Here is a 12,706-nt window from a genome sequence, read left to right on the forward strand (position 1 = left end):
TCAATTAAGACAGTATTAAGGACAATTCTGCCTAATAATCCCAGATAATCGGGGTTGGGTTCGGGATTGGGGGAAAAAAATAAATCTATCTGTCGGGTTTCATCGCTGACTTCTTTGCTGATTTCGACGGTTCCCAGGGGAGAAAGTAATTGTTCAAGGTAATTTTTGGCAAATTGGTCATGGGGTTTCATGGGGTTTCTTGAATAGCTTGTCGGACTTGTTCTAAGTCTAAATCCAAAGCTTGAGCGATTTGTTCCACACTTAAACCCAAAGCAAGCAAACGGGGAATAGATTCCAGTTTAGCCTCTAGTTTTCCTTCCTGTCGTCCTTCCTGTCGTCCTTCCTGTCGTCCTTCCTGTCGTCCTTCTAGTTTTCCTTCCCGTTTAGTTGCTTCCCTCCATTCCTGATAGGTTTGAGATAAAGTCATAAACACCTCTCTATCTTCAGTTTCTAGGATGTTATTTATTTCCATACTAACCCGCCAACTAATTAATAATTCCAGTACATTTTCCCAGAAAGCATTAGAACTCTGGCAAATTAATTATATGTTATAATGCTGGGTTAACTAATTTTTTGGGGAAAATTAGTTAATTGGTACATCGGGGTGAGAGCATCTCAAACGCTAAAAAAGTAAAGACCTCCATTATACCATAAAAAAAATATGCAAGATGTATATTATTGTAGGAACGAATTGCCTTCGCTCCTACAATAATAATTATTAACGGTATTAGCAGAGGATTGTTGATTACTTTCCTCTAGTTTTTTCGGCCCAAACTTTGCTGGGTAATCCCCAAACATAGATGAAACCTTCGGCAGCTTTATGATCAAACTGATCCTCGGCTCCGTAGGTAGCTAAATCGGGAGAATAGATAGAATTGACTGACTGACGACCGACCACTTTAGCGTTACCTTTAAACAGTTTGAGTCGCACCGATCCCGTTACCTGTTCTTGGGTTTTGAGGATAAAAGCATCGATCGCTTCCTTTAAGGGACTGTACCACAATCCTTTATAAATTAACTGTCCGTAGGTATCTTCAATTCCCCGTTTATATTGGGTAACATCTCCAGTTAAAGTTAAACTTTCTAAGTCCCGGTGAGCATCAATTAAAACTAATAAAGCCGGGGCTTCGTAAATTTCTCGCGATTTAATTCCCACTACTCGGTTTTCGATCATATCTAAACGACCAACACCGTGTTTACCCACTAGGTCATTTAATTGACTAATTAGCGTGACAGAATCGAGATTTTCTCCGTTTAAACTGACAGGAATACCCTGATTAAAACCAATATCGACGTATTCCGGCTCGTTGGGAGTATCGGCGATCGCTTTGGTCATTAGATAGATTTCTTCCGGGGGTTCCGTCATCGGATCTTCCAAGGGACCGGCTTCAATACTGCGCCCCAACAGGTTACGATCGATACTAAAAGGCGAGGATTTTTTCACAGGGGACTCGATCCCGAATTTTTCCCCGTAGGCGATGGTTTCTTCCCGGCTCATGCCCCATTCCCGGGCGGGAGCGAGAACTTTTAAACTAGGATTAAGGGTCATAATGCCCACATCAAAACGCACTTGATCGTTACCTTTGCCAGTGCAACCGTGAGCGACGGCATCGGCCCCGTATTTCTCGGCGGCCTCTACTAATAATTTAGCGATTAAAGGACGAGCCAGGGCGGTAGAAAGGGGATAACGATTTTCGTAGAGAGCATTAGCTTGAATTGAGGGAAAAGCGTATTCTTTGACGAATTCTTCCTGAGCATTGACCACTAAGGATTCGATCGCTCCGCAGCGCAGAGCTTTTTCTTGAATTGGTCCTAATTCGTCTCCCTGTCCTAAATCGGCGGCTAGGGTAATCACTTCTTCTACTCCCCATTCCTGTTTGAGATAGGGAATACAGACGGAAGTATCGACTCCTCCGGAATAAGCTAAAACCACTCTCTTGGCGCGTCCCATAATTTTTTCACCTAAAAACGACTAATTGATTACTCTTTTAAGTTTATTATATATCTTGGGGATTGGATGCTTCTTTTTTAATGCTTTTTTGTTTAGTTTTTGATGAAGAAAAGGAATAGTAAGTCACGAGCAAAGAGCCAAAACTAAACAGGCAACTGGCCGCTATTTACGTTTACTGGCAGCACGACGGGGGGATTTTTTCGGAGCGGTATTTGGGGGATTATCGTTAGTTTTATCTTTAAATATTGGAATAGTAAAATGAAACTGACTGCCGTTATTTTTGCCCCTCGATTCTGCCCAAATTTCGCCGCCCCAACCATTAACGATCTGACGACAGATAGCCAGTCCTAAACCGGTTCCCCCAGCACTGCGTCGCAGGGCCCCCTCCTCTTGGTAAAAGCGATCGAAAACCTGTTCTAAAAGATTGGGTTCGATCCCGCGTCCGGTGTCAGAAATCGTCACTTCTAGAGTTTTTGGTTTTCCCAAAGCGACTTCGATCGAGACATTTCCCTCCCGTCCGGTAAACTTACAGGCATTATCGAGAAGTTTGGAGAGTAATTCCACTAACCACTCGCCATCGGCTAAAACAAAGGGCAGATTAGGGGGGACAAGATTGCTAATTTTTGGATTTTCGTTGTCGAGATTGCGGGAGTGAACGTGACTGATGGCTAATTCCACACATTCCGATAAGGATAAAGCTTCAGGATTCCAATTAACCCGGCCACTTTCTAACCTGGAAAGAGTTAAAAAATCTTGGATTAATTTACGCATTCGTTCCGCATCTTTCAGAGCAGTATCAAGCATAATTTGGCGCATTTCTGCCGGCATATCCGGTTCCGAGGCCAAACTTTCTAGACAGACTTGAATGGTGGACAAGGGGGTGCGTAATTCGTGGCCGGTAATGGCGACTAAATTAGAACGAGTGCGATCGAGGGCGGCTAATTGTTCATTTAAATCCTGTAAATTAGCGTAGGCTTCTGCTTGAATGAGGGCGACTCCGATTTGAGTGGCCACCGCGTCCACCAGGGCGACATCCTCGCTTTTCCAAGTGGTGGTATAGGGTCCACAGTGATGCAGTTCCAACATTCCCAAGAGACGACTTTGGTAAAAAATCGGTACTAATAACCAGGAATAGATGGAACATTCCCGCACCAGATTTTGAATGGAATCGCCGGGGAGACGGGGATCGTGAATAGCGTCTTCAATTTTCAGGGATTCTCTCAATTCCAGCGCTTCCTGAAAAAGAGGATTATTTTTCAGAGGCCATTTTTGTCCTTTGATGGAACTAATGCCGGAGTTTAAAAATTCGTGTTCGATGGTGGCGTTAATGTCGGCTTCCTTACAACGATAGACCACGCAGCGACAGACTCCCAATCCCTGCCCCAATTTCCGCACTGCCACCTGGAGGATATCTTCCGGATCGAGGGAACGACGGATCGCCGCTGTCACCGAGTTGATCAGTCTTTCTTTGTGTTCTTTCGATGCCAGGGAACGATTGGCTTTCAGCAGTTTATACTGTCCCGCTTGCAAATAAGTGACCAATCGCTGGACAAAGGGATCTGGTTCCTCTTGATGATCCCTATCCGTCAGTTCACAGATCAGGTATTCTTCTTGAGCGCGCCTAATTTTGTCCGCCAGTTCGGGACGATAATCGAGAATATGATTTAAGAGAATTTGGGCGGCCTGTTGACTCACATGGCGATCACTCGTCCAAATCCCCTCAAAACGGCGATTATTATCCATAGCTGCCCTATTTTCCCCTTCGGCTACCAGATGGGTTCGCTCCCGACAGATTAAACAACTAGCATAATGGCGACTGATAACCACTAGATGCCATTCTTGGGCTAAACTGTCGTCCGGTTGAAAAGCGATCGTCTCGTAAACGTCGGAACTATGCTTAAAATCGGTTTCTGGGGCTGACAAAACATAAACTTGCCCGCTTTTGTGGGCAATGCGTCGGTAGCGATGGGCCTCTTGACGATAAAAGCGCTCACGCTGAAAACTGGCAATCACTAACGGTTGATCGTCTTCCGCTAAAACCTGATCCTCCATGGCGTGGGATAGCGCGGTCAGGGATGCTTTGAAGTACATCTGCGATCGCCATTGGGGGAGTAACTGCAACAGTTCTGTTAAAACAGAAGTTGATCTGCTCATCGATGATCTGTTTCGAGTCGAGTGTGACTAGCAAGCGCAATAGAGGGAACTAGCAATTTCTCCCTTGACCCTATCCTACAGGCTCAAGGGGACAAGAGGTGAGATCGTGTCGTGATCGCAAGAAATTTAAACCGAGTGATGCCAAAAAGTGAGGGAAATTATTCTAGTTAACTAGAGGTTGCTGAATAAATCTAAAAACCTTGTTGGGTCAGACTTTTAGACTTTTGAGAAATCAAAAAGTGCCAGCCGTTGCGGAGATCGGGGGGAAATTTTAGGGACTTTTTCCCTGAAAATTAGGTAATTTACCAGATGAAAATGGGTAAAACCCTACACCCTACACCCTACACCCCACACCCTGCCCCCACGAGAAACTTTTTGCCGCAAACCCTAACTAGATGTAGGCGACTTTCATTGCCCAAACGATCAGAGCAATAATACTACCGATAACGATAATCGACGATATCGCCACTACTGCCGGTTTATCGGCTCCCTCGAATTTCATGATGCCACGATTTAAGTCTGACATTGCTTTTAACTCCTTTTCATGAGATGGATAAGGTATGAGACACTTTCGGATCATAAATTAGCGAACTCTCATCTATCCGTGTTATTAGAAATTGGTATCATTCGGCTGTCTTTAATCATTCTAGGCGTTCTTTTCCTTCTTGGCCTTCTCCTTGAGGCTATTTTAAGAATTGTCTTCGGGTTCGGTAATCCGCTTATTTACAAAGCCGATGCCGAAATTGGCTATCTTTTGGCTCCTAATCAACAAACGCGCCGGTTTTCCAATTTTATCGCCGTTAATCAGTATTCGATGCGGAGCGATCCGATTACACCCCAAAGGCCCCCAGAGACGACGAGAATAATGTTAATCGGTGATTCGATCGCTAATGGCTCCTGGTGGACAGATCAAAAAGAGACCATTTCTGCTTTAATCACCAAAAATTTAGGACAAAATCTGACAGGTTCGGTGCAAGTTCTCAATGCTTCGGCTAATTCTTGGGGACCGCGCAATCAATTGGCCTATCTGCGACGTTTCGGCACCTTTGAATCTCAGGTGATTGTGTTATTAATGAACACCGATGATCTGTTCGCTTTAGCTCCTAGTTCGGCGGTGGTGGGACGAGAAATTAATTATCCCGCTCGCCGGCCGGCTTTAGCTTTAATCGAATTATACGATCGATATTTTAAGCGTTATCCTCCCCTGTCACCAGTGCAAGAAGGAGGCGATCGAGTGGGCAATAATTTAACCGCTCTTGCCCAAATTCAAGCCCTTGCTCAGGCTAATCAAGCCCGTTTAATTATCGCTATTACCCCCCTCATTCGCGAAGCCCAAAAACAGGGGCGAGATTATGAATTAAAAGCCCGTCAAAGACTAGCGAATTTCACCAGCAACCAGCAGATTTTTTATCTAGATTTTCTGCCCATTTTTCAAGCACATTCTAATCCTGATTCCCTCTATCGCGATAATATTCATCTCAGTCGAGACGGTAACGAGTTAATTAGTCAAAAACTGACCGAGGCAATCAAAAAGGTCTTTTAATTAGGGTTTACTGAATCAGTTATCAGTTATCAGTTATCAGTTCACTGTTTACTGATTACTGTTCACTGATTACTGTTTACTGAAAATACTTCCCACTTCCCTAACAACCATACCAAAGCTTTTCTATCTGTTTTGCTAGGTCCAATAACTCAGAGCGATCGCTTGTATCCCTTAAGAGGGTGACATGGCCTAATTTTCGACCGGGACGGGATTTTTTACCGTACCAAAAAACGTGAGCGTCTGGAATTGCCGCTAAAACTGCTCTTTTTTCGCCATAATCACCGTCACTATCCTCAAAACCCAATAGATTAACCATGACTGCCCCGGCAGATTTTAAATCCGTGGCTCCGAGGGGCAAATTAGCCACTGCTTGCAGTTGTAGGGAAAATTGGGAGGTAAGACAGGCAGAAAGGCTGTAATGACCAGAATTATGGGTACGGGGAGCGATTTCATTAATCAATACTTCTCCCTGGGAAGTGACAAATAATTCCATCCCGAAAACACCCACCGCCGACAAACTACTTAACAGATGATGGGCGATAGGTTCGGTTTGAGCCTGTAAAGATTGGTTAAGAGCGGCGGGAGCGATTACCCAGTGACAGACTTGCTCCTCTTGATAGGTTTCCACCACGGGATAGGTGACGATTTCCCCAGTTAATCCCCTAGCGGCAACGATGGCTAATTCGCGCTCGTAGGGAATATAAGCTTCTAACATCAAGTCAAGACGCTCTAATTGCGGCTTTTTGGCGTTTAATTCTTCAGGAGTGCGGATAATAAAGGTTCCCTGACCATCATAACCGTGTCGTCGTGCTTTCAGTACTAGCGGAAAAGGATAATTTTCTAATTGGGATAAATTATCTATCGCCCAAAAATCAGGCACAGGCAACCCTAGAGAGCGTAAATAACATCTTTGCTCGTATTTATCCAATAGGGGGCGCAGATTTGCCAAACTAGGATAGAATTTAACTCCTGTGGCCGCTAATTCTTCTAGGGCATCTAAATTAACAAACTCATTTTCAAACGTGATCAGATCACAGTGTTGAGCTAGTTTTTTTGTGCCTTCCGCGTCAGCTATTTCCGCAAAGACAACCCCGTCAGCTAAAGCAACGGCGGGATCGTCGGGGTGTGGTGTTTGTACAATTAGAGAAATGCCTAATTTCTTGGCTTCCTGTGCCATCATCCATGCTAATTGTCCACCACCAATAACACCAACCCTTGTTTGCATCATTGATCACATCCTAAAGATTCCGGGGTAGAGATGCCGGTTTTTGAGTTGACACCCTCGGCTCTTTCACAGAGATTTTTGATTTGTTGAGCGTCAAGCACGGCAAAACTAAAATCAGCACCGTTGATATTGACTCCCTCGAAAATGGTACGCAGCATGATCGCTTCGGAAAAAATGGCATCGCTTAAATCGGAATTTTTAAAGGTACTCAGATAGGCTAACCCATTGGTTAAGTCCGCTCCATGAAAGTTGCCTTCGATGATAGAGGCTCCGTTAAACACTGCCCCGCGCAAATCGGCAGAGCTAAAGTTAGAATCTTGCAGATTAACGTTAGTAAATTGGGCAGATTGCAAATTTTGTCCCGAAAAATCCTTTCCTGTCAGATTCTGGTTTTCATAACTGGCATTGGCTCCTGTGACAGCAGCAGAACTGGCCGCTAAGGCATTGACAGGAGAGAGGATAAATAGTAAGGCAAAAAAAGCGATCGCTAATCGAAAGATAGTCTTCATTGGCGGAAAATTCCATTAGTGGGCATTCTTGATTTTATAGCAGTAAGTCATCAGCCGTCAGCTTTCCGCCAGCCGCCAGAAATTGCTGGCACACAAACCTTTATAATAGCTGTCTGAGCTTATACTGCCATGCAATTGGGTCTAAACAAAAATATTTAAGCTACAGTCCCCCAGTTTTCAGCTAAATAAAGTAAAAGACAAAAGTTAATTAATTTTCTCTCTCCTGACTTCTATTTCTAAGGACAATTTCTGATTTATACAAGAGGTTTGATGGATACACCGCAACTTTTATTCAATGGTTTAGCCGTCGGTAGTATTATTGCTCTGGCTGCTGTCGGGTTAACCCTTACCTGTGGCATTTTACGTCTGTCTAATTTTGCCCACGGCGATTTTATGACTTTAGGTGCTTACATAACTTGGCTGGTAAATGCTCAAGGGATTAATCTCTGGTTAGCGATGCTGGTGGGGGCAGCAGTGACAGCTATTGCCATGCTCATTGCCGAGAGATTATTATGGAAACCTATGCGCGATCGACGGGCTGACTCTACCACTTTAATTATTATTTCGATCGGTTTGGCTTTATTTCTTCGCAATGGTATTTTAATGATCTGGGGCGGCAGTAATCAACGCTACGATCTCCCTGTGATGACCGCTACAGAAATTTTGGGGATTAAAGTAGCTTTCGATCGCTTGTTAGTTATTGGTTTGGCAATTATAGTTATTATTGCCCTCCATTTTTTATTACAAAAAACTAAGATCGGTAAGGCGATGCGTGCCGTAGCTGACAGCAACGATTTAGCTAGAGTAACTGGAATTAACGTCGAATGGGTTGTCTTCTGGACATGGATAATTACCGGAGTTTTAACTGCTTTAGCTGGAGGGATGTTCGGGTTAATTACCGGGGGAGTACGTCCCAATATGGGCTGGTTTTTAATCTTACCAATGTTTGCGGCCGTTATTTTAGGTGGTATTGGTAATCCCTACGGAGCGATTGCTGGAGCTTTAATTATTGGTGTTGCTCAAGAAATTAGTGTTCCCTTAATTGGTTCTGATTATAAATTAGCCGTGGCTTTATTAATTATGATCTTGCTGTTATTATTCCGTCCCCAAGGTTTATTTAAAGGCACGGTTTAACAGTTATCAGTTATCAGTTATCAGTTATCAGATGTAAGTTTTAAGTTATTTATTTATCTTCATCTTTATCCCTGTTTACTGTTTACTGGACGGCTACGCCGTGCCTTTGGCAACACTGAAAAGCCCAATCTTTAATCCTGAATATATTCTTCCCCGGTGATTAAAGCGTATTCAGCGCGGGTAAATTCTCGACCTAAATAAGCAGCATGATCGAACATAGTAATCGGACAAGGTTGGGTTTCTTCGATCACTTTGACGGCTAATTCTTTGGCGGTTCTCGCGGTGTAAATAGACTCAGGATTGCGATCAAGTTTTTGCCTAACACCGATAACTTTTCCCGTTTCTGGATCGACGGCTAAACCTTTTTCATTGATAATATTGCTGTAATGTTTGGCACAGATTAACCCAGCTTCTCGGTCGAGATAAATAATAAAATATCCTGCGGGATCGAGAGCGATCGGACGTTTGGAAAGTTGATGATCAATAGCGGTGATTTGGGATTTTAATTCGCTCATTTTCTTGACAAAATCACTTAAATAGGGTTTGCTGAAAAAGTTTGTTGGTGGGGCTAGGAGTCAGTAGCCGGTCGTCGGGAGTCAGTAGCCGGTCGTTTCAGGCTTTGTTGCCCTTCTTTTTTTGTACCAGTCTATGTACTACAAGAAGAATAATGCAAGGTTTTTGAATGTCCCAATCCTATATTCTTGCACTAACATTGGATTTTAACAGGTCAAAAGCCTTATTTTAAAAGGGTTTTACCATTATTCAGCAAGCCCTAAATATGTAGTTGAAAGCAAGAGCAAATTATATCACATACCATCATCCGGCTCTTCTCGACTTTGTGTGATAATTTTTGCTTATGGAATCGTGAAATGTTGACTGAGAAGGACTTTTACGACTATTTTGCCGAAGAAACTATCAGTATAGGCTTCGTTTCCACACATAAACCAGAAGAGCCATCATCCTTGTCCTCTCCTCTGGCAACAGGAGGATAAACTCAGAAAAACATAAACAGGGACACTTGTAGAGTAACCCAAGGGCTAGTATGATTGTCTGCTGCGAGACGAATAGCACTGCCCGGAAACGCCACCGAACCAACCCCCTGAAGCAAGAAATTTTGAGACAGATAATATCGCCCAATTAACAGTAATTCATGGCCAAGATCATAGGATTTTAGCGTCTGGAGGGCGGGATTACCCCCTAATACCAATTCTCCAAAGTCTGACTACAGAAGTTTAATCCCCCTAAATCCCCCTTAAAAAGGGGAACTTAAAGGGGGATTTAAATTCGATGTGTAGTTTTCATTTAGAGAAATGGTATAACCGTAACCTTTCAGGGGGGAACAGAAGCGCTGTATTGGCTAAAAAAAGAAAAAGCTACCACCATCAAGGTGACAGCTAAGGGACTTGCGCTTTGATAATGTACCTTTTGGGCGAACGCAGTTCGCCCCTACATTGTGGACAAAATCCGTTACTGTAGGGGCGCAAGCATTCATTGGTGTCAACTTAAGGGAAGAGGTTCCCATATTTGTCGATGGAGAGCCTCTTTCTCTCGATGTCGCTGACGTTCAGCTTTAATCAGTCCAAAAAGTTGAGCGCGTTCGGCTAAATAGCTGATTACATCTGGGTTTTCGCCCCGAGAGAAAGCCTTTGCTACATAGTAAAGGCTTCTAAAAACCATCTCGACAGAAATTTTTTCTTGCGGCTGATGGAGAGCGACAGCCACATCTTGAACTATCTGAGTGAGAACAGTATAGAAAATCAAGGTAGTGAGAATTTGGATTTGTACGCCGTTAGTGTGTCCAACCCATAAATAGGCCAGTCCTAAGAGTCGCTTGGTTAAGAGAAAAGCTTCTTCTATCTGCCATCTTCTTCTATACAAATCACAAACTTCCTCAGCGGATAGTTGTTGAGAATCAAGCACGTTTGTCAAATAATCATACCAAGTATTTCCCCAAAGAACTGAGACTAATCTGACGGTCGAATGGCAAGGATCAGAGCGATACTGACCGAGGGTAATAATCTCATCTCGGTAAAGTTTTCCTGCGGACAAAACTTGCTTTATTTGGTAAGATGTTTTCCCCCTCATGCGGGTAAGAAAATATTTTCCTTCCTCAGTAAATTGGTCAAACCACGGAAAACTAAAAAAGCCTAGGTCAACGACTAGCAGGCCTGATGTAGGTAGCTCATTTATTAATTGTTCTACCCATACTTTATCGTTACATCTCTCATTTTTCTGATACCATACTGTCACAGGTACTTGCGTAAATGCCTCAACAATCATCATTATTCTTCCAGCCAATTTCCCAGATTCCTTCTCGGAAGCTTTCAGGCTTTTCCTCAGCTGCTCTAGGGTTGAGCCATCGGCTATCCAAATAACACTGAATTTTTCTCTCACCTTTTGCCATTTCTCAGCTATGCTAATTTTACCTGACATTTCTTTTCTTTTTTCTAAAATATTTCTCAGCAGCAATACAAAGATTTCCGTAGGTAAGCTCATCAATCTTTTGGATACAGCTTGCTTACTTACTTTTAGAGGTTCTACCCAGAGTAATCCTTCCTCTTTTCAGACTCTTACAGCTTCACTTAATCCCGCTATCTGGCAATAGACTAAGCTTACCAATAAGGCGACCACCACGGGTAAGGTTAATAATCTATCTCTCATGATTTTTTCATGATTTCCTTGCATATATTTTAGCGGCGTAAATAATCTTGGCTCTAGGTATTTTTTAAGTTCTTCTATTACTTGTGGGATTTCTGGGCTTGGGCATTGATGTGGTCGCCGCAAATCTGGAACCCCCTGTTTTCTCGGTCGTTGCTTAGAGCGCTTTTTCACTGACCCACCTCTGACTTCCCCACCCTATTTTACTATTTTTTACGGCTCTTCTAGGTTCTGTGTGATAAGTTTAATTGACATAGGATCGATCTTTGTGTCCTTTGTGTCTTTGTGGTTCGTTCCACCCCCTCGCTCTTGAGAAATGTATCTTAGAATACATTTTACCCACCAAAGCTGGGAGAGCCTTTTTTACTTCCTTCCTCTTGGATAATCAGCTACCTTTTATAATTAAGCTTCTTGCTTAAGTTGACACCAATGGCAAGCCTTGTGCCCCTACAGTAACGGAATTTTGTCCACAATGTAGGGGCGAACTGCGTTCGCCCAAAAGGTACATTATCAAAGCGCAAGTCCCTAACCCTTCTTCTGCTTTACGACGGCTAACCAGACCGGGTAAAACTTGGTGTCCTGCGTGAACCCATTTGCCAAATTCTTCTGCCGCACCCTGATAATCCTTGAGGTTAAGTTTATGGAGTAGGGTAGAGCCTGCAAGAGTTCCTAATCCTAAGTTAAAGGCAAACGAAACTAATGCGTCATATTGATCCTGGTTAATGGGGACTTTGACCAGATTGGATACTCCAGCTTCAAAGGTTTCTAGGTCTTGTTCGAGAAGATTTTCGGCTTCTGATCTGGTAATTGTCATTCCTGCGTGAACACCTTTGGTATGGCCATAACCAATTGTCCATACTCCAACAGTATCTTGGTAAGCGTTGAGTTTTACCCCTTCAAAGTGTTTAATGAGATCGATTCCTTTTTGGCTAATTTTCATGGCTTTTGCTCCTGTTTATTGATGGAGAAAATGATTTGAGATTGTTAGTAACGGTAGGATGTGTGGCTCTTTGGTTTGTGTTATGCAATGGACGGGGGTTATAAGGGATGGAACCCTTATATAGAAAGGCATTTAGCGATTTTTGTTAATTATTTTCGATCTAGAGCGAACTAATCAATTAAGTCTTTTACCAGATAAGGATTTAGTCGATTTATGCCCCCCTATCGAACCATACCAAGTAACGAAGAGCCAGATGTGTTAGCGTAACGCATCACAATTTAGATTAAAGTGTTTTGAAAAAGTAAAAGGTGCGTGGGTGCGTGGGGCGCACCCTACGCGATCGGCGATCACTCTTTTTCGTACAATTCGTTGTCAGGGCCAATTAACCCTGGCTCTTCGGGAATTGTTATGCAAATAATTAACTTAAAATAAAATTCGATGAGAGTATCTAAGCTCAAAAGTAGCTGAAATCCATACAGGGACACACTTACGGCACAAATAGGTTAATACCAAAAGATAGACAATCGAGTTAAGATTTGATATAATAGCCAAAAACGAGATTATTTTACTTATGATACTTGACAAATTTTTG

At 43.1% G+C, this 12,706-nt stretch carries 9 protein-coding genes and 3 pseudogenes; 2 read left to right on the top strand and 10 right to left on the bottom strand.

Annotation, left to right across the window (positions count from 1 at the left end):
* From H6G40_RS21215 to H6G40_RS23795, 5 genes and pseudogenes are all read right to left on the bottom strand, one after another.
* Positions 1–191, bottom strand: a pseudogene (locus H6G40_RS21215) (hypothetical protein); the annotation flags it as partial.
* Positions 188–523, bottom strand: a pseudogene (locus H6G40_RS21220) (Rpn family recombination-promoting nuclease/putative transposase); the annotation flags it as partial. The pseudogenes H6G40_RS21220 and H6G40_RS21215, both read right to left, overlap by 4 nt.
* 222 nt (positions 524–745) lie before the next feature.
* A complete protein-coding gene (locus H6G40_RS21225) occupies positions 746–1,951 on the bottom strand; it encodes an argininosuccinate synthase (RefSeq protein ID WP_002790869.1) in 1,206 nt (401 codons plus the stop codon).
* Positions 1,952–2,113: 162 nt separating this feature from the next.
* The gene (locus tag H6G40_RS21230; protein ID WP_069474734.1) at positions 2,114–4,105 is read right to left on the bottom strand and encodes a DICT sensory domain-containing protein; all 1,992 of its coding nucleotides are present in this window, start codon (positions 4,103–4,105) and stop codon (positions 2,114–2,116) included.
* A 391-nt stretch (positions 4,106–4,496) separates the two neighbouring features.
* Entirely contained in the window at positions 4,497–4,631 is a 135-nt protein-coding gene (locus H6G40_RS23795; protein ID WP_024969427.1) for a hypothetical protein, read from the bottom strand.
* A 78-nt stretch (positions 4,632–4,709) separates the two neighbouring features.
* Here H6G40_RS23795 and H6G40_RS21235 point away from each other — a divergent pair, with 78 nt between their 5' ends.
* Positions 4,710–5,648: an SGNH/GDSL hydrolase family protein gene (locus tag H6G40_RS21235; RefSeq protein WP_002735886.1), complete on the top strand. Its 939-nt coding sequence runs from the start codon at positions 4,710–4,712 to the stop codon at positions 5,646–5,648.
* 100 nt (positions 5,649–5,748) lie between these two features.
* On the opposite strand, the gene H6G40_RS21240 is transcribed toward H6G40_RS21235, so the two are convergent.
* The gene (locus H6G40_RS21240) at positions 5,749–6,876 is read right to left on the bottom strand and encodes a 5-(carboxyamino)imidazole ribonucleotide synthase (protein ID WP_190538224.1); all 1,128 of its coding nucleotides are present in this window, start codon (positions 6,874–6,876) and stop codon (positions 5,749–5,751) included.
* A complete protein-coding gene (locus tag H6G40_RS21245; RefSeq protein WP_002738151.1) occupies positions 6,873–7,382 on the bottom strand; it encodes a pentapeptide repeat-containing protein in 510 nt (169 codons plus the stop codon). Before H6G40_RS21245 ends, H6G40_RS21240 begins: the two co-directional genes overlap by 4 nt.
* A gap of 270 nt (positions 7,383–7,652) precedes the next feature.
* On the opposite strand from H6G40_RS21245, the gene H6G40_RS21250 reads away from it, so the two are divergent.
* Positions 7,653–8,516: a branched-chain amino acid ABC transporter permease gene (locus H6G40_RS21250; protein WP_190538225.1), complete on the top strand. Its 864-nt coding sequence runs from the start codon at positions 7,653–7,655 to the stop codon at positions 8,514–8,516.
* A gap of 131 nt (positions 8,517–8,647) precedes the next feature.
* Here H6G40_RS21250 and H6G40_RS21255 read toward each other — a convergent pair whose 3' ends face one another.
* The 3 genes and pseudogenes from H6G40_RS21255 to H6G40_RS21265 all read right to left on the bottom strand — a co-directional run bounded on the left by H6G40_RS21255 (position 8,648) and on the right by H6G40_RS21265 (position 12,114).
* Positions 8,648–9,031, bottom strand: a complete 384-nt coding sequence (locus tag H6G40_RS21255; protein ID WP_002735883.1) for a DUF4346 domain-containing protein — start codon at positions 9,029–9,031, stop codon at positions 8,648–8,650.
* Positions 9,032–10,013: 982 nt separating this feature from the next.
* Positions 10,014–11,348 (bottom strand): annotated as a pseudogene (locus tag H6G40_RS21260) (IS4 family transposase).
* Positions 11,349–11,589: 241 nt separating this feature from the next.
* The gene (locus tag H6G40_RS21265; protein ID WP_002737396.1) at positions 11,590–12,114 is read right to left on the bottom strand and encodes a lysozyme; all 525 of its coding nucleotides are present in this window, start codon (positions 12,112–12,114) and stop codon (positions 11,590–11,592) included.
* Between the last annotated feature and the right edge of the window lie 592 nt (positions 12,115–12,706).

This window comes from Microcystis viridis FACHB-1342 (genome assembly GCF_014698335.1).
In the GTDB taxonomy this organism is placed as follows: Bacteria; Cyanobacteriota; Cyanobacteriia; order Cyanobacteriales; family Microcystaceae; genus Microcystis; species Microcystis ichthyoblabe_A.